17 protein-coding genes are annotated in these 16,976 nt (G+C 72.7%); 7 read left to right on the top strand and 10 right to left on the bottom strand.

Translation table 11 applies throughout. The annotated features are described in order from the left end of the window. Positions 1 to 179: 179 nt before the first annotated feature. From DEH69_RS25200 to DEH69_RS25190, 3 genes are all read right to left on the bottom strand, one after another. On the bottom strand, positions 180 to 1,373 hold the full coding sequence (locus DEH69_RS25200) for a serine hydrolase (protein WP_113689264.1): 1,194 nt from the start codon (positions 1,371 to 1,373) through the stop codon (positions 180 to 182). Positions 1,374 to 1,479: 106 nt separating this feature from the next. Next, positions 1,480 to 1,764: a helix-turn-helix domain-containing protein gene (locus tag DEH69_RS25195; protein WP_113689263.1), complete on the bottom strand. Its 285-nt coding sequence runs from the start codon at positions 1,762 to 1,764 to the stop codon at positions 1,480 to 1,482. Positions 1,765 to 1,784: 20 nt separating this feature from the next. Next, positions 1,785 to 2,696, bottom strand: a complete 912-nt coding sequence (locus tag DEH69_RS25190; RefSeq protein ID WP_113689262.1) for an aldo/keto reductase — start codon at positions 2,694 to 2,696, stop codon at positions 1,785 to 1,787. Between the two features lie 156 nt (positions 2,697 to 2,852). Between DEH69_RS25190 and DEH69_RS25185 the strand changes: the two genes are divergently transcribed. Further along, entirely contained in the window at positions 2,853 to 3,581 is a 729-nt protein-coding gene (locus DEH69_RS25185; protein WP_113689340.1) for a phosphotransferase family protein, read from the top strand. A 77-nt stretch (positions 3,582 to 3,658) separates the two neighbouring features. Here the strand turns inward: DEH69_RS25185 and DEH69_RS25180 are convergent, their stop codons facing one another. Continuing rightward, entirely contained in the window at positions 3,659 to 4,384 is a 726-nt protein-coding gene (locus tag DEH69_RS25180) for a polysaccharide deacetylase family protein (protein ID WP_113689261.1), read from the bottom strand. A gap of 376 nt (positions 4,385 to 4,760) precedes the next feature. On the opposite strand from DEH69_RS25180, the gene DEH69_RS25175 reads away from it, so the two are divergent. Next, the gene (locus tag DEH69_RS25175; RefSeq protein WP_113689260.1) at positions 4,761 to 5,150 is read left to right on the top strand and encodes a VOC family protein; all 390 of its coding nucleotides are present in this window, start codon (positions 4,761 to 4,763) and stop codon (positions 5,148 to 5,150) included. 59 nt (positions 5,151 to 5,209) lie between these two features. Here the strand turns inward: DEH69_RS25175 and DEH69_RS25170 are convergent, their stop codons facing one another. The 3 genes from DEH69_RS25170 to DEH69_RS25160 all read right to left on the bottom strand — a co-directional run bounded on the left by DEH69_RS25170 (position 5,210) and on the right by DEH69_RS25160 (position 9,285). After that, positions 5,210 to 7,441 (bottom strand): polysaccharide pyruvyl transferase family protein, encoded by a 2,232-nt coding sequence (locus DEH69_RS25170; RefSeq protein WP_113689259.1) that lies wholly within the window; start codon positions 7,439 to 7,441, stop codon positions 5,210 to 5,212. After that, positions 7,438 to 8,745 carry a tetratricopeptide repeat protein gene (locus DEH69_RS25165; protein ID WP_113689258.1) on the bottom strand — a complete coding sequence of 436 codons (1,308 nt, stop codon included), beginning with the start codon at positions 8,743 to 8,745 and terminating at the stop codon, positions 7,438 to 7,440. The genes DEH69_RS25170 and DEH69_RS25165 overlap by 4 nt, the downstream gene beginning before the upstream one ends. A 225-nt stretch (positions 8,746 to 8,970) precedes the next feature. Further along, positions 8,971 to 9,285: a hypothetical protein gene (locus tag DEH69_RS25160; RefSeq protein WP_113689257.1), complete on the bottom strand. Its 315-nt coding sequence runs from the start codon at positions 9,283 to 9,285 to the stop codon at positions 8,971 to 8,973. Positions 9,286 to 9,502: 217 nt separating this feature from the next. Between DEH69_RS25160 and DEH69_RS25155 the strand changes: the two genes are divergently transcribed. Then, positions 9,503 to 10,813: a WS/DGAT domain-containing protein gene (locus DEH69_RS25155; protein ID WP_113689256.1), complete on the top strand. Its 1,311-nt coding sequence runs from the start codon at positions 9,503 to 9,505 to the stop codon at positions 10,811 to 10,813. Positions 10,814 to 11,003: 190 nt separating this feature from the next. Here the strand turns inward: DEH69_RS25155 and DEH69_RS25150 are convergent, their stop codons facing one another. Beyond that, entirely contained in the window at positions 11,004 to 11,591 is a 588-nt protein-coding gene (locus tag DEH69_RS25150) for a TetR/AcrR family transcriptional regulator (protein WP_113689255.1), read from the bottom strand. A 220-nt stretch (positions 11,592 to 11,811) separates the two neighbouring features. Between DEH69_RS25150 and DEH69_RS25145 the strand changes: the two genes are divergently transcribed. The 3 genes from DEH69_RS25145 to DEH69_RS25135 all read left to right on the top strand — a co-directional run bounded on the left by DEH69_RS25145 (position 11,812) and on the right by DEH69_RS25135 (position 14,295). Further along, on the top strand, positions 11,812 to 12,780 hold the full coding sequence (locus tag DEH69_RS25145; protein WP_113689254.1) for an alpha/beta fold hydrolase: 969 nt from the start codon (positions 11,812 to 11,814) through the stop codon (positions 12,778 to 12,780). Between the two features lie 38 nt (positions 12,781 to 12,818). Further along, a complete protein-coding gene (locus DEH69_RS25140; RefSeq protein WP_258534944.1) occupies positions 12,819 to 13,649 on the top strand; it encodes an SDR family NAD(P)-dependent oxidoreductase in 831 nt (276 codons plus the stop codon). Positions 13,650 to 13,995: 346 nt separating this feature from the next. Further along, positions 13,996 to 14,295, top strand: coding sequence for an NIPSNAP family protein (locus tag DEH69_RS25135; RefSeq protein ID WP_113689253.1), 300 nt, complete (start codon positions 13,996 to 13,998; stop codon positions 14,293 to 14,295). On the opposite strand, the gene DEH69_RS25130 is transcribed toward DEH69_RS25135, so the two are convergent. Both DEH69_RS25130 and DEH69_RS25125 read right to left on the bottom strand, forming a co-directional pair. Next, positions 14,296 to 14,784: a WD40 repeat domain-containing protein gene (locus tag DEH69_RS25130; RefSeq protein WP_258534943.1), complete on the bottom strand. Its 489-nt coding sequence runs from the start codon at positions 14,782 to 14,784 to the stop codon at positions 14,296 to 14,298. Between the two features lie 88 nt (positions 14,785 to 14,872). Next, entirely contained in the window at positions 14,873 to 16,129 is a 1,257-nt protein-coding gene (locus DEH69_RS25125) for a nucleotide sugar dehydrogenase (RefSeq protein WP_113689252.1), read from the bottom strand. 64 nt (positions 16,130 to 16,193) lie between these two features. On the opposite strand from DEH69_RS25125, the gene DEH69_RS25120 reads away from it, so the two are divergent. Further along, positions 16,194 to 16,967 carry a glycosyltransferase family 2 protein gene (locus tag DEH69_RS25120; RefSeq protein WP_113689251.1) on the top strand — a complete coding sequence of 258 codons (774 nt, stop codon included), beginning with the start codon at positions 16,194 to 16,196 and terminating at the stop codon, positions 16,965 to 16,967. Positions 16,968 to 16,976 lie beyond the last annotated feature (9 nt).

Genomic DNA, 16,976 nt, shown 5'->3' with positions numbered 1-16,976 from the left:
GCGTCGGCGACGCCGCCCGGCGCATTCGGGTGACCTGAGTCCCCGCGGACGCGCGCCCAGTGGGTCTCGAACGCCTCCCGGTCCATCGGGTCGTCCGCGGTGAACGCCGCCCTCCGCTCACGACGCGTGGCGCGCCATGACCCTATGGTGATCGTCCCCGGTTCGCGGGGCGGGCGCGTTCACTCGCACAGGGCGTGGTCGATCAGGGCGCGGGTGGCGGTGTCCTGCTCCGTCTGGCGCTCGTCAAGGCTCATCGTGAAAACGGCGGCCGACGCGGCGGCCGAGCCGTCGTCGGTGACGGCGCCCTCGGAGATCGTGCCGAACGACGTGCCGCCGTGGAACCACAGCCCCTCGTCACCGCCGCAGCGTGGCGCCCACGCGATGCCGAGCCCGTAGCCCGTGCCAGGGCCGCCGAACTCCTCGGCGGGCACGGTGCGTTTCATCTCGGCCAGCTGCTCGGGCTCGAGCAGGGTGCCGTCCATGAGCGCCCTGAGGAACGTGTTCATGTCGGCGGTGGTGCTGATGATGCCGCCGTCGGGGCCACCGCCCACGGCCAGCGTCGTCTCGGTCAGCTCCTCGCGGCCGGGGAAGCGGGTGTATCCGGCGGCGGTGGGGTGCGGCACATAGGCGGACGTGCCGGGCGTGAGGGTGTGGTCGAGCCCGAGCGGCTCGATGACGCGCTCGTGGATCTCGCGCTCCCAGGAGTTGCCCGTGGCCGCCTCGATGATCAGGCCCGCGAGCAGGTAGTTGGTGTTGGAGTAGCCCCAACGGGTCTCCCCCGCCGGGTCGTCGGCGTCGGGCAGCCAGCGCGGGGGCTCGGTCAGGGCGAGGGCCACCAACTCCTGGTCGCTCCGCTCGGCGAACCGGCTCTCCAGGTAGGCGTCGGGGGTGAGTTCGCCGGGGTCGGCGAAGAGGACCTCGGTGTAGTCGGGCAGGCCGCTGGTCTGCCTGAGGAGGTTGTCGAGGGTGATGCGCGCGCCGTCGTTGCCGTTGCCCCGCACCAGCCCGGGCAGCCAGCGCTCCACCGTGTCGTCGAGGCCGAGCCTGCCCTCGGCGACGAGCTGGAGGGCGACGACGGCGGTGAACGTCTTGGTGTCGCTGCCCACGCGGTAGTACGCGTCGTGGGGCACGGGCGCGTCGTCGTCGAGGTCGGCGACCCCGGCGCGCGCCCTGGCGTTGCGGCCCTCCTCGTCCTCGGCGGCGGCGATGACGCCCGTCGCGCCCGTGGCGTGGACGGCCTCGGCGTCGCGCTTCAGCTCGGAGCCGCTGACCGTGCCCGTCCCCCCTGACGCCGTCTCGGTCACCAGGGCGGTGAGGACGAGCGCCCCCGCGGCAAGTCCCGCCCGAGTCCAGGTCGTTCCCCGTATCCCCATGTCCCCTCGCCCCTTACGCATCGGTTGCCTGTGACGCTACGGAGTCGGGGGGATCGTATGCCATCCGGTACTCGGGCCTCTCGGGGGTGGGGGCAGCCCCACCCCCTTACGCGGTCAGCGCGCGCTCCTCGTCGCCCGGCGCCGCTGGCTCGTCGGCGCACGCGGCGGCCAGCTCGTCGAGCGAGACGCCGAGGGCCGCGGCCAGGGCCGCCACCGTGAAGAACGCGGGCGTCGGCGCCCGCCCCGTCTCGATCTTCCGCAGCGTCTCCGCCGACACCCCGGCCGCCGCGGCGACCTCCACCATGCTGCGCTCGCCCCTGGCACGGCGCAGCAAGGCGCCGAAGCGCTCGCCGCGTTGCCGCTCCCACGGGGTCAGAGGAGTCCTCACCATGAACGTGATACTAAGACCGGTCACCGCCCTGGGGCGCCGGTTCCGTGCCCCAGTGAGGCGATCCGCGCCAGCTCGTCGCCGGTGAGCCGCAGCGCGCCCGCGGCGACGTTCTCCGCCAGGTGGCCGGGGTCGCCGGTGCCGGGGATGGCCAGGACGTGCGGGCCCTGGTGCAGGGTCCACGCCAGCCGCACCTGCGCGGGGCTTACGCCCCGCGCGGCCGCGACGGCGGCCACGCCCGGGTGCTCCTCCGCGCCAGCCCCGGCCTCGCGGCCCGCGCCCGCGATCGCGAAGAACGGCACGAACGCGACGCCCTGCTCGCCGCAGGCGCGCAGCACCGCGTGCTGCTCGGCGGGCGCGTGGACGCCGTACGCGTTCTGCACGCACACGACCGGGGCGATCGCGCGGGCCTCGGCGAGCTGTTCCACGCCGACGTTGGAGAGGCCGAGGTGGCGGATCAGGCCCGCGTCGCGCAGCTCGGCCAGCGCGCCGAAGTGGTCGCAGACCGGCCCATCGCCGACGCTCGGCGGGAGGCGGAGGTTGACGAGGTCGAGGTGGTCGCGGCCCAACTGCCGGAGGTTTTCCTCCACCTGCCCGCGCAGCTGGTCGGGCGAGGCCCACCACCACTGTCCCGAGGTGTCCCTCGCGGGCCAGACCTTGGTGGCGATGACCAGCCCGTCGGGGTAGGGCGCGAGGGCGGTGTTGATCAGCTCGTTGGCGGAGCGGAGCGGCGAGAAGTAGAACGCGGCGGTGTCGATGTGGTTCACGCCGAGCTCGACCGCGCGGCGGAGCACGGCGATCGCCCGCTCCCGGTCGCTCGGCCCGCCGTCGGCGCGCGAGGTCAGGCGCATCGCGCCAAACCCCATGCGGCGGACGGTGAGGTCGCCCAGGGTCCACGTTCCGGCGGCGTCCGCCGTGACGGTCTCGGAGGTCATGCCGGGATTCTGACACCCGGCTCGGGGGCGGGAGGGGGCGGCGCCAGCGGCGTCACCTCGCGCGCGATAAATCTCCGCGACATCGGTGGCGATCCCGCGACAATGGCCGACGTGGACGAGGTCGACGTGGAAGAGGTCGACGTGGAAGAGGTCGACGTGGAAGAGGTCAAGGTCGTCGTCGCCCATGACGAGCGCGCGACGCTCCGCGTCGGAGATGTGTTTCTGAAGGTCGACGCCGATCAGGCGCGTATCGACGTCGAGGTTGAGGCGATGGCCCTGGCGCCGATCCCGACTCCGGAGGTCTTGTGGCGCAAGCCGCCCGTGCTCGCGCTGGCCGCCCTCCCGGGGGCGGCGCTCGGCCGCCTCGCCGAGCCGTCGCCCGCGTCGTCGGCGGCGTGGGCCGCGGCGGGTGCCGCCGTGCGGAGGCTGCACGACGCGCCGTTGCCGCCATGGCCCGGTCGAAGCCTCGAGAAGTTCGCGTCGCACCTCGACGGCGAGTGCGCGTGGCTCGTCGCGAACGGCGTCATCCCCGCCGACGTGGTCAGGCGCAACCGCCGGGTCGCCGAGGCCGCGCTCCGGCCGTGGACGCCGGTGTTCGCGCACGGCGACCTTCAGATCACCCATGTGTTCGTCGAGGGTGACGAGATCACCGGCGTGATCGACTGGTCCGAGGCGGGCCAGGGCGATGCCCTGTTCGACCTCGCCACCCTGACGCTCGGGCACCCGGAGCGCCTTGACGACGTCGTCGCTGGCTACGGCGCCGACGTCGACCTCGAAGTGATCCGCGCGTGGTGGTCGTTGCGAAGCCTGAGCGCGGTCCGCTGGCTGGCCGAGCACGGCTTCGACCCGGCGCCCGAGATCGCCGTGCTGAGATCCGTGAGGTGAGGCGGCGGGAGCCCGCTGGCTTTCCGCACCGGGCCGGTCGGTGGCCGCCGTCGCCGGGCCGCCCGCGGCGCACCGCGCTAGCGAGGCGCGGCGGGCAGGTCGAACCGCCAGCTCTGCGCCTTGAGTTCGGGGATCACCCGGTCCACGGCGGTCACGGTCGCGCTCCGGTCGCCGCCTCCGTCGTGCATCAGCACGACGGCCCCCGGGGTCACGCCACTGCGCAGCCGCTGCGCCAACTGGTCGGCGGTGGCGGGCTCCCAGTCGTTGATGGCCAGGCGCCAGCCGAGTGGCTGCATGCCAAGGCTGGCGGCCACCTGCGGGGTCTGCCCCCAACTGCCGTTCGGCGCACGGAAGTAGGGGATCTGGGCGCCCGGCACGGCCTGCCGGATGGCGGCGCTCGTCTGCTCGAGGTCCGCGCGGATCCGGTCGGGCGTCCAGGAGCCCATGTCGCTGTGGTACATCGAGTGGTTGCACAGGGTGTGCCCGTCCGCGGCGATCTGCTGGACCAGCCCGGGGTTCTGCCGGACGTGGTCGCCCCACAGGCAGAACACGGCCGTGACGTCGTGCCGCCGCAGCACCTCGAGGAGGCGCGGGGTGTCGGCGGGGTTCGGCCCGTCGTCGAACGTGAACGCGACCGACTGCCCGCCGCCGCGCGTCGAGTCGACGATGGTGGCGTCGGCCGCCCCGCTGGCCCGCGCGGGCGGCGCCGTGGCGGTCAGCGTGGCGGCCAGGCACAGCCCGAGCCCGATCAACGACGCCAGCCCGCGTCGGCGTCCCCCTTGGCGACCGCTGTTCCTCCGCATGCCCGATCACGCATCCCTTCTCCCTTTCTCCGGCCTCGACCGTCGCACGCGCCGCGAACGCCGGTCATCAGACAGGCGAACGGCAAAACGGCCCCCGCGATCCGCCACTCGTGCGCCAGCGGCGCGGCGCGTGCCGCAGCGCCCATCCGCCGATGTCCTCAGGGCGCTCGGGAGGCGTTCGAGACGATCACGCGGGGGCGCGTGGCCTCCCACCCCCTGGCCGCCACCCCTCCCTCGTAGGTGCCCATCGGTGACCCGCACTCACCGCGAAATGAGCCACCGCGGCAGACGGCAAACACCACCGGACCCTCCGTGGCCGCCGCTGTCGCCGCACTCGCCGTCGCGAAGCCAGTGCAGCAAAGTACGTTCGGGGCCCATGACCGACGACGCGCGACGGCCCCGCATCGGCCGCCCCTCCACCGTTCTCGACTCCCCCGACGCCCGCGCGCTGGCGCGCTTCTACGAGCGGCTGCTGGGGTGGGACGTGATCGCCGACGAGCCTGACTGGGCGCAGCTGGCCGAGCCTGGCGGGCCGGGGCGGCTGTCGTTCCAGACGGAGGGCGCCTACGAGCGGCCGCAGTGGCCCACGCGCCCTGGACGGCCGCAGATCGGGATGCATCTCGACCTCGAGGTCGACGACTTGGAGCGCGCCGTGGCGCACGCGGAGGCGGTGGGCGCCGTGCTCGCGCCGTTCCAGCCGCGGCCGGACGTGCGGGTGTGCCTCGACCCCGCGGGGCATCCGTTCTGCCTGTGGGTGCGCGACTGACGGGCGCGCCACGGAGCGGGTCCGCGGTCCAGCACGGCACGCCCCCGCCCGGGCGGGACCTAGCCGAAGATCTTCCGCAGCTCGGCGATGTTCTCCTGCGTGACGTCCCACAGGGCCCGCTGGCGGTCGTGGACGTCCGCCACCGCCGCGTCGTGGTCGGCGAGCAGCATCTCGGCGCGCTCGGCGAGCCGCGTGCCCAGGTGGCGTTCGTGGACCGAGACGCCCCACTCGGGCCGTTCGATGTCCGAGAGGAAGTACGCCAGCTTCGGGTGCGACACCAGGCTGAGGATGGGCGTTCCGCAGCCGAACGGGATCATGCCCGCGTGGCCGCGCATGCCGATGACCAGGCGCGTGCGGGCGTAGAGGTCCCGCAGCTCGTCGTTGGTCGCGTCGTACAGCGGCTCGACCGGGAGCGTCAGGCCGTGCTCGCGGCGCAGGTCGTTGACGAACTTCTCGTCGGTCGGCATGTGCGCGGCGTATCTGACCTCGGCGTGCTTGCCCAACGACCGCACCGCCGTGGCCATCTCGGCCAGGAAGTGCCCGTAGTCGTGGCCGAAGCGCAGCCCGGCGCGGTCGTACGCGCAGTTGACGAGCACCGTGTCGTCGCGCCGCTCCGGGTCGCTCCAGCCGGGGGTCAGGCGCCGGGTGACGGTGGTCGGGCACGGCTGGTAGAGCACGCGGTCGCGCAGCTCGGGCGGCAGCAGCTCCCTGACGCGCTCGACGGAGCCGCGGTTGCGCAGGCCGAAGAACGCCGACGAGCGGACCAGCGCGCGCAGCGACTCGGCGAACCGCTCGCGGCGGTAGACCTGGCCGTCGAAGATGTTGTAGCCGACCGCGAACACCGCGATGGGCACGGTGATCCGCTCCAGCGTGGCGTCGGCGACGTTCCACTGCCACGTGCTGTTGCCGTTGGGCGCGGTGTCGGGCAGGAAGAGGCCGCCGCCGCCGATGACCAGGCCGCGGCGGGCGTTGACGCGTTCGAGCGCCCGCTCGTCGAACAGCCGGTGGACGTGGACCGACAGCCAGCGGCGCGGGCCCGTGTCGGTGTCGAGGCACATGCGCACGGCCTCGGGGAGGACCTTGTCGCCCGCGTTCTCGTTGCCGTCGGCGAACAGGGCGACGTGCGCGTACTGTTCGGCGGCGGGCGCCGCGGCCGCTTCGGCCTCGTCGCGGCGCAGCGCGGCGGGCAGGGTCCGCTCGTGCCAGGCGCGGCACGTGCCGTCGGTGGGGTCGGCGTCGAGGCCCTGGCGCGCGTAGTCGTGGGCGGCGTGCTCGTCGCCGCGCAGCCACGCCAGGCGGGCCAGCTGGCCGAAGTTCCGGGCGGCGATGTCGGGCGCGGCGGTGGCGAGCAGCATGTGCCGCTCGGCCTCCTCGTAGCGCGAGAGGGCCATCAACGAGGCGCCGAGCGTCTGGTGGCAGCGCGGGCGGTCCACGTCGCGGCCCGCGACGGGCGCGAGCACGGCGACGGCCTCGTCGTAGCGGCCCTGCTGGCGGTGGACCTCGGCCACGGCGCGGGCCAGGTCGACGCGGGGCTGGCGTTCGAGCAGCGGCACCGCGCAGTGCAGCAGCAGGTCGGGGTGCTTGGCCCCTGGCAGCGCGCAGTAGGCGGCGCGGAAGGCGTCGTCGTCGAGCTCGTAGGGGCGCCTGGCCTCGTCGGCGGGGCCGTAGCCTGGGCGCCCCTCCTGCCCGGTGAACCGCAGGATGGCGACGCCTTCGGGAACGGGCGCGTCGTCGAAGAGGCGGTGGGCGAGGAAGTCGTGGCGGGCGTCGACGCGTTCGAGCACGCCCTTGAGCGCGCTGTCGAGGGAGCCGCCGCCGAGCGCGCCGCCGTCGAGGCGGCCGAGCAGCCCTTCGTCGAGGGCGGCGGTCTGGATGACCAGCAGCCCGTCGTCGAGCAGGACCCGCCGGTCGTCGGCCGGGTCCTCGGGGAGCAGCTGGGGAACGGCGCCCACGCCGTCGCGCATGCGCAGCAGCTCGCCCAGGTCGCCGAGCACGACCATGCCGGTGTCAAGGGCGATCACCGTGTCGTAGTCGGTGACGCGCAGGACGTCGAGGCGGCCCGCGGCGCGGCGCGGGATCAGGCGCGGGTGGAGGCGGCGGGCCGGGTCGAACGCCTCGTCGGGCAGCCCGGGGTGGAGGACCAGGAAGTCCTCGCACACCGCGGGGTTGGTCAGGGCCAGGCTGCGCAGCAGCACCAGCAGCCCGGGCAGCCGCCCCTCGTCGGCGTAGGCGGCGAACGCGATGCGGCGCTTGCCGGTCACCGCGCGTCGGTCGTCAACGGCACGGGTCATCGCAGGGCGGTCCTCGTCTCGGTGCTGGCGTTCTTCCGCGCGTGGGCGGTGACCCACTCGTTCTCCTCGGGGCGCAGCTGGCCCGTTCCCACGAGGCCGATCAGGTCGATGCGGGGGTTGACGTCGAGGAAGTCGAGCAGGCGCAGCACGGTGAACGCGGTGCTGCCGCCGCGAGGCCAGTCGCCGTCGCCGACCAGGGCGGGGTCGTGGAGGGGGCGGCGCAGCGAGGCGTCGCCGATGTGGCGCTGGGCGCCGGGGGCGAGGCGCTTGCGCAGCGAGCGGCGCCACGCGTCGGCGGGGTCTCCGAAGACGAGCCGGGTGGGGACCTCGCGGGTCCAGCGGGGTCCCTCCCACGGGGTGGGCCCGCGCAGGGTGACGGCGTGCACGTCGGTGCGCTCGCCGGTGGTGGGGGCGTCGACGCGGTAGGAGTCGCAGCGGATGACGACGTCGTACGCGTCGATCTCCGCGCCGAGGCCCGCCCCGGCCCCCGGCCCGAGCGCCCCGAGCGCGTCGGCGGACGCGACGAGGCACACGGCCTTTCCGGCGATCATGTTCCGGAAGGGACCGGCGCCGAGCGGCGCCGCGTCGCCCACGAGCGGGTCGGGCACGCGGCCCTCGGCGGTGAGGCGGCGGTAGGTGGCGTAGAGCTGGATGAGCCGCCGGGTGGCGGGGTCGGGCGCGCGGGTGGCGCCGTGCGCGTCGAGGTGGGCGAGGCGGGCCTTGACCTGGTCGGCGAACGCGGTGCGCAGCTCGGCGGGCGTGTGTCCCTCGGGGGTGGCCAGGGCCGTGGGGGCGCCGGGGAAGAGGCGGGCGGCCTCGTCGAGGCACGAGCGGGTCTCGTCGAGGATGTCCCGGCGCAGCACGATGTCCTGGCTCTCGGTGTAGGACTGCCGCAGGTCGAGGTGGCGGTCGTACGCCTCGATGGCATCGCCGTGGCGGCCGAGGGCTTCCAGGACGAGGCCGCGCAGCCGCCAGGCGCCCTTGGAGCGGCCCCGCAGCTCGACCGCGGTGTCGGCGAGGGTGAGGGCGAGGCCCAACTCGGCGGCGCCGCCGCCTGGTTCGCCCGCTTCGAAGGCTCGGTTCCCGGCGGCGAGCAGGGCGTCGAACGTCTCGGCCGATGACGCGGGCCTCGCGGTGGTCAGGGTGCCGATGGCGGCGGCGAGCCGCACCCGCCGTGCCTCGGGCCTGCCGTCGAGCCCGGCGAGGTAGTCGGCGGCGGCGCGGACGGCCGCGGCAAGCAACTCCTCCTGCCGTCCGGCGCTTCTGCGTCTCGCCCCGAACAGCCCGGACAGGGTCTTCGTCATCCTCGGTGCTCCACCTTCCCTGGAAAGGGCCGACTGTGCCCCACGGCCACCGGCCGTATGCAACCACGAGATGTATAGCCGATGAACTGTCGCCCGCGTCGCGCGTGGGTCGGTTTTCCGGCGGGCAGGCGGCCCTGTTTCGGGCGCTGTTGGGCGGCTGTGGGGCAGGCGCGGAAACAGGCGTCGCGCCGGGCACGGGGCCCGGCGCGACGGTGAACGGGTGGGTCACTCGGTGGCGGCCTGTCCGAAACCGACCCGGAACAGCTGGCCCGGCAGGTCGTTGACGACATACGACTCGCCGTCGGCCGCGGCGCCGAACGCCGTGACCTGGGTGGGCATCTCGCCGATGACCGCGTCGCTGTAGCTGCCGTCGGCCTCGGGGTCGCCGTTGCCGTCGCCGATGCTCCAGTAGAGGAAGCCGTCGGAGCCGAAGGCGAGTTGGCCGCCTCGGGGGCGGACGCGGCGCCCGCGGTCAGGGCGGGCGCGGCCAGCGGGGCGATCGCGGTGAGCGAGACGGCCAGCAGGAGGCGGCCGGTCCATGGGCGTCGTTGCATGTCAGCTCCAGAAGATGTGGGGGTCCTCGGCCCGCGGCGCGGTGAAGGCGATGCCATCTGTCAACCGGCGTGGCCGAGGGTGGAGTTGAGTAGCGGGCGGCGTGCGGGACGCTACCGGCTCCCCACCGTGGGCGCCAGGGCATGTGCGGGGCATGGCGGCGTCCCGTGGGTGGTAGGGACCCGGGGTGGTAGGGAAGAGCCTGGTGAACGCCCCCGCTGCGCGCGCCCGGCGCGCCCCGCGCGCCGTGATGACGCCAGCCGAGGGGTCGATGGTCGCCTTCGAGGACCGGGCGGGGGTGCCCGCGACGATCGCCGCCGCGCTGTCCTTCGACGGGCCGTGCCCCGATGTCGCCGAGTTGGGCGCGCGGGTGGACGAGCGTTGGTCGCCGCTGGCCGCGCTGCACCGCGTGATCGCGCCGCGCGCCGATGGCCGCCCCCGGCGCCCCTATGCGTGGAACGCGCCCGCCCCCGCGCCCGCCCCCGCCGCCGCTGCCGCGCGCCCGCGCGTCGTGGCGGCGGCGCCCGGGGGTCTTGCCGCGCATGTGGGCGCGCTGCTCGAAGAGCCGCTGCCGCCTGGCGGGCCGCTGTGGGGGCTCGATCTGCTCCCGGGTGACAGCGGGTTCACACTGGTGTTGCGCGCCCATCACGCCCTGCTCGACGGGGCGTCGGTCGGCACGCTGCTGCGCGCGCTGAGCGACACCCCCGAGGCGCCCGCTCCCCCGCCCGGCGCTCCGCCGCTGCCACCGGGGCGGTGGGCGCGGGCGCGGGCGGCGCTCGGCTCGGTGGGTGCGGCGTTCCCACCGGGGCGGGCGCTGGGTTTCAACGGCCGTGTGGACCAGGCCCGTTCGGTGGCGTGGGCGGGGGTGCCCATGGCGGAGTTCGAGGCGGCGCGCGCGGCGCTGCCGGGGGCGAGGGCCACGGTCAACGACGTGTTCCTCGCGGCCGTCGCTGGCGCCGTGCGCCGGGTGGTGACCGAGGGGACGGGAGCGGGGGTGCGGGCGATGGTCCCCGTGAACCTGCGCGGGCCCGAGCGCCACGACGAGATCGGCACGGTGATCGGCGGCGCGCGGCTCGCCCTGCCGGTGGCGTCGGCCGATCCGGTGGCCCGCCTGCGGGCGGTGCACGGCGCGATGGCGCGCGCCAAACGCCGTTACGGGCCAGGGGGGTTGACGCGGCTGATCGACGTGCTTGCCGTTCCGGCGCCCGGCGCGGCGGGGGCGCTGACCGGTCGTCTGCTGGGCTCGCCCGCCCTGTGGAACGTGCTGTGCTCCAACATCCGCCTCAACGACGCCCCGTTGGCGGTGGCGGGGCGGCGGCTGCGCGAGGCGTTCGTCGCGACGTGCCTGCCGCCCCGGATGGGCTTTGTCGCGGTGCTGACGCGCTACGCCGACGCCTGCACCGTGGCGTTCACGAGCGACGGGGCGCACCGCGAGCGTGCGGCGCCGCTGGCCGAGGCGGTCCGCGAGGAGGTCGCCGCGCTGGCCTCGGGAGCCCTCCCGGGGGCGGGGGGCTAACGTCCGGGGTGTGCTCTCCACCCTCGGGTGATGGCTGTCCGTCTCCCCGCTGCTCCTGTGGGACGCCCCGTACGGGCGGGTGGGCCTGACCCTCTTCGTACTCGCGGCGCTCGGGCTGCTCGGCGGCGGCTGTGGACCGGCCTGGGGCGGGGCGTTCACGGGTTGGCGGACGTGGGAGCCGGGGAGCCCGTCACCCCGATACGCGCAGACCACGAACGAGAAGCCCGATCATGTGGCGGGGGTTGTACCGGGCGTCCGCCTCGTGCCCGACGCAGAGATTCCCGATGCCGCGCATCAGCTCGTAGGCGTCCACCCCGGGCGTGATCTGGCCGGAGCGCTCCGCGGCGGCCAGCAGGTCCGCGCACACGGGGACGAGCCTGTCGAGGAAGTAGGCGTGCAGGCGCTGGAATCCGGCGTCGTCCGAGCCCAGCGCGTCGGCGAGGCCGTGCTTGGTGATGACGAAGTCGACGAACCGGTCCACCCACTCGAGGAGCGCGTCAAAGGGCGAAGCCGTCTCGGCGAGCAGCCGCTGACCGGCGTCCACACACGTCTCCACCTGGTGCCCGTACACCGCGACGACCAGATCGGTGCGCGTCGGGAAGTGCCGGTAGATGGTCCCCAGCCCGACGCCCGCCTCCGCCGCGATCGCGCGGATCGGCGCGTCGACGCCCGACGTCGCGAAGACGGTGGCCGCCGCGTCGAGGAGCCTTCGCTCGTTCCGTCGGGCGTCGACGCGCCGAGCGCGACGCGGGGGCGTCGCCGGGTCCTGTTCTGTCATCCGGATAGTCCCTGAGAGGCGGAGCACCGATCCGGTACGAGTGTAGTCGGCCGGAACGCCCAGGTCACCGCCGCTTAGGGCCGCACCCAGGGTCGTTGACATTCCGGAACACGGTTCCGTATCGTCTTAGATGGAACGTTGATCCGCTAAGCGGGGCCGTGCGTCGGCCTCGCTGTGCCGACGGCGTCGACCGAATCCGTTCACGAGAGGGAGCACCGTCATGCCCCACACCGGCTACACCAGCTACACCAGCGCCCCCGTCCCCGCGTCACCGGTGCTCTCCCTCGCGCCGGTGACGCTGCCGACCCCGGGCCGCGCCGTCGATCTTCAGCTCCGGGTCTCGGCCCCGATGTCCGGCGGGGACCTCCCCATCGTCCTGCTGTCGCACGGGCACGGACCGTCGAACTTCCTGTCCTCGCTGCACGGCTACGGGCCGCTGAGGGACTTCCTTGCCGCGCGTGGCTTCGTGGTGCTCCAGCCCACGCACCTGGACTCGGCAGCGCTCGGCCTGCGCGAAGCCGACGATCCCGAGGCGCCGCTGTACTGGCGCTCGCGCGCCACGGACATGTCGTTCGTCCTCGACCACCTCGACGATGTCGAGGAGGCGCTGCCCTCGCTGCGAGGACGCGTCGACCGGACCAGGATCGCGGTCGTCGGGCACTCGATGGGCGGATACACGGCGAGCCTGCTGCTCGGCACCCGCGGCGTCGACCCGACGGACGGATCGCCGCTCGACCTCACCGAGCCACGCGTCACGGCGGGCGTCCTGATGTCCGCGCCCGGGCGTGGTGGCGACTCACTGAGCGAGTACGCCAAGGAGCACTATCCGGTCTTCCTGGACACCGACTTCTCGCTCATGAGGACGCCCACGCTCGTCATCGCGGGCGCCGAAGACGTCTCGCGCCACCTGAACGTTCGCGGGCCCGAGTGGTACACGGACCCCTACGCGCTCTCACCCGGCCGCAAGGCGCTGCTTCAGCTCTTCGGCGCGGGCCACGCCCTCGGAGGCGTGTCCGGCTACGACGCCGCCGAAGCGACGGACGAGAACCCCGAGTTGGCCGACGCCGCCCTATGGCTCACATGGGCGTTCCTGCGCACGGAGCTGGGCCTGGACGAGCACGCCTGGGACTTCGCGAGCAAGGCCCTCACGTCCGCACCCACCCCGCTCGGGCGCGTCGAGACCAGGTGAGCGGCACGACGCGCCCGCGGGACGAGAGGAACAACGCAGTGCCGAACGACACCACCCCCTTGAACACCCCCGTGGACAACCCCGTGGACAACCCCGCGGACAACCCCGCGGACAACCCCGCGGACGACCGCCCCCACGACGCGACCGGTCCCCTCGTGGCAACCGCCCTGATCACCGCCGCCGCACGCGGAATCGGCGAGGAGGTCGCCCGGCAGCTGGCCAGGCTCGGAACGCGCGTGGTCGTCACCGCGCGAGACCCCGCCGACGCGGCGGCCGCGGCCGAACGCATCGACGGAGCCGAGGCCATGCCCGTGGGAGTGGACATCGCCGACCAGGCGTCGGTCGACACCGCGGCACGGGTGTTCGCCGCCCGTTGGGGACACCTCGACATCCTGATCAACAACGCGGCCGCTCACCCCGACAGGGACGAGACGCCGTCGCGGGCGGACCTCGCGGCGGCCACGGACGCTCTGCGTGTGACGCTCTTCGGAACGTGGCGGATGACACAGGCGTTCCTGCCCCTGCTGCGCCGGTCGAGCCACCCCAGGATCGTCAACGTCAGCTCGGGCGCGGGATCGCACACCGACGAACAGTACGGCTTTCCCGTGTTCGGCGGCGCGGCGGCGAGCCACGCGATCGGCAAGGCGGCGCTGAACGCGTTCACCGCCGCCCTCGCGGCCGAGCTGTCCGACACTCCCGTGATCGTGAACGCGGTCTGCCCCGGTGTGACGGCGACGGTGCCGGGCGCCGAAGCCTTTGGCGCGCGCCCGGTCGAGGAGAGCGCGCCGGGCGTCGTCTGGGCCGCGACCCTGCCCGACGACGGCCCGCGGGGCGGCTTCTTCCACGACGCCAAGCCTCTCGGCTGGTGAACACGGCCCGGCTCCGCCGCCCCACGGCGGCACACCGCGACCGGCCCCGAGCCGCCTCGCTCGCGCGGGAGCTGTCGGCGGGCGGGCGGCCGGTTGCGGTGTGCGGTGTGCGGCACGGGGCAGTCGCAGGGCCCTGATCTGCTCGACCGGCGCGGTCGCGGCAGCGTGCACGGTGCTCGATGCGCCGGGCGAAGCGTGCACGGTGCCCGGGCGGCCGAGCCGCTGGCCCGGAGCCCGACACGTGGCCTCAGGTCGCACGGCCAAAAGGGGTCGTCCTTGGCTTCTACCGCCACCACACCCCCGCGCGTAGGCTCGTTCCGAGAGTCATGAGCCAGGAAGGACTCGCATGCCCAGGACCACACAGCTGCGCACCTACACCGTTCGGGAAGGCATGCTCGACGAGTGGGTGGAGCGGTGGCGCGGGGAGATCGTGCCGCTGCGGCTGGCGTTGGGCTTCACCATCGACGGCGCCTGGGTGGACCGCCAGCGGAACCAGTTCGTGTGGCTCATCTCCTACGACGGCCCCGAGACGTTCGAGGAGCGCAACGCGCTCTACTGGGCCTCGCCCGAACGAGAAGCCATGGACCTCGAACCGGACGAGTACTTGGTCCACACGGACGACCGCACGGTGGAATCGCAGATGTGATCACGGCCCCAGCGGCAACATGTGATGCCGCCGCTCGTCTTCGCTCAGAACGCGAGAGACCCGCCCACGCGCGAGAGCTTCGAGGCGTTCGAAGTCGGGCTCCGCGAGCCAGATCCGGGCGGTGCCGTCGAAGGAGGCGGTGAGGAGTCGAGTACCGTCGTGGGACCAGGCGACCGAGGTCACCTTGTCCTGATGCACACCGACGACAGCGGCCTCTTCGCCGGTACTGGCCGCCCAGACACGCACCGTTCGGTCATCGGATCCCGTGGCGATGAATCGCCCGTCCGGTGACCAGGCGACCGCGCGGATGCGTCCCTCATGCCCCTTGAGTACGTCGATGCGGCGACCGGTTGCGACGTCCCACACGGCGCCCGTCCAGTCGCCCGAGGCCGTCGCGACACGCGCTTCGTCCGGTGACCAGGCCACGTCGTCAACATAGTTGTCGTGCCCGCGAAGCACCACCATCACCGGGCGGCGCAACGCGGTCACCGGCCCGTTGAGCCCGGAGCACCGAACCGAGCTGGGCCGAGCCGGGCCGAGCCGGGCCCAGCAAGGATCGGCACGTCAGGGCCGGTGCCTACAACACATCGACGTTCGCGCCGGACAACCGGTTTCGGCAGTCGAGCACATACGGCGCGCGCTCAAGGATCGTCTCGTAGTCGAACTCCGCGTGATCCGTGAGCAGGACAACGGCGTCGGAGGCCGCGATCTCCTCCGCAGTCGCTTCTACTCGGATGAGGCGTTGGTCGATGCGGATGTCATCGACGACATGCGGGTCTGCGCCGCGCACTTCAGCGCCGAAGTCGAGCAGCAGTTCAGCGACACGCGCCGACGGCGACTCGCGGGCGTCGGAGGTGTTGGCCTTGTAGGCCAGGCCGAGCAGCAGGACACGAGATCCGCTGACGGCCATGCGACGCCTGTTGAAAGCCTCCATGAGCCGCCGGACCACGTAGTCGGGCATGTGCTTGTTCACGTCGTTGGCGAGGTCCACGAACCGGAACGAGACGCCGACCGCGCGTTCGACCTTCCAGGACAGAAAGGACGGGTCGATGGGCAGGCAGTGTCCGCCGACACCCGGGCCGGGAGTGAACCGCATGTAGCCGAAGGGCTTGGACGCGGCTGCGTCGATCGCGTCCCAGACGTTCACGCCGAGCGGCTTGGCGAGCATGGCTATCTCGTTGACCAGCGCGATGTTGACGTGCCGGAAGGTATTCTCGATCAGCTTCGTCAGCTCGGCCACTCTCGTCCCGGAGACCGGAACCGTGGTCTCTACCAAGCCGTCGTAGAAGTCCTTCACCACGTCGAGCGATGCGGCATCGATGCCGGATACCACCTTGGGCGTCTTGTCGAACGGCCACGCCCTGTTTCCCGGATCGATGCGCTCGGGGCTGTAACCGGCGTGAAAGTCCGTGCCACCGATCAGGCCGGACGACTTCTCCAGGATCGGTAACACCAGCTCCTCGGTGGTACCGGGGTAGGTCGTGGACTCCAGCACCACGGTCGTGTCGGGGCGCAGGTGCGCGCCCAAGGTGTGGGCACAGGACTCGACATAGGTCAGATCGGGCACACCGTCCAGCAGAGGCGTCGGTACGGTGATGATCGCCATGTCGAACCCGGCCAGCTCGGTGGCGTCGGCGGTCACGGAGTAGGCCCCGGAGTCCAGCACTGCACGGAGCCGCGCGGACGCCACATCCTCCACATACGACTGGCCAGCGGCGATCTGCTGAACGCGAAGCGGGTCCACGTCGTAGGCCACGACGCGGTGGCCCACCTCTGCGGCGCGCACGGCCAACGGCAGCCCCACGTAGCCCTGCCCAGCGACTACAACGTGCATGACAGCTCCTACGATTCCAGTGATTGAATAGGCCGTCGTCTTTGGCCTAGCAAGGAGAAGCACTGTGCCCCTGGTGTCTGTCGTGATGCCCGTATACAACTCGGCGGCCACGCTCGGTACCTCGATTCGGTCGGTACTCACACAGACCCACAGCGATCTGGAGCTTCTGGTCACGGACGACAAGTCCTCCGATGGCTCCATGGACCTACTCATGGACTTCGCCCGGGACGACAAACGTGTCCTGCCGGACTCGGCACCCGAACGGGGCGGTGCGGGGCGGGCACGCAACCTCGCTATCACACGGGCTCGGGGGGATTACATCGCCTTTCTCGACAGTGACGACATGTGGCTCCCGGACAAGATTGAGCGGCAAATTGAATTCGCCGCGACGGCTCATACACCTCTGACGTTCACCTCCTACTACAAGGTGGACGCCGACTACGATGGCGAGAGCACCGATTTTGTGCCGAATGGGCGTGTGGTCCGAGCGCGAGAACAGGTGGACTATCGCGCCATGCTGGTTCAGGACCATATCGGCGCGCTCACTGCCATGTATGACCGGACCGTCCTCGGCACGAGGTTGATGCCGGAGATGCCTAAGCGACAGGACTACGCTCTGTGGCTGTCCATCATGCGTGACGGCATTGACGCCCGGGGCCTTCCCGAGCCGCTGGCGGTATACAGGGCCGGTCGCGCGGGATCGCTTTCGTCAAACAAGTTGTCGCTTGTCCCCTACAACTGGTCGCTGTACCGCGAACACGAACGGCTGTCGGTTCCCCGGTCAACGCGGGCGCTGGTCGGAGCGGTATGGCACTCGCTGCGCAAGTCGCGGATCTAGGACTGTCAG

It is taken from the genome of Streptomyces sp. PT12, from assembly GCF_003311645.1.
GTDB lineage: Bacteria > Actinomycetota > Actinomycetes > Streptomycetales > Streptomycetaceae > Streptomyces.
This window is presented reverse-complemented; position numbering and strand designations above follow the sequence as displayed.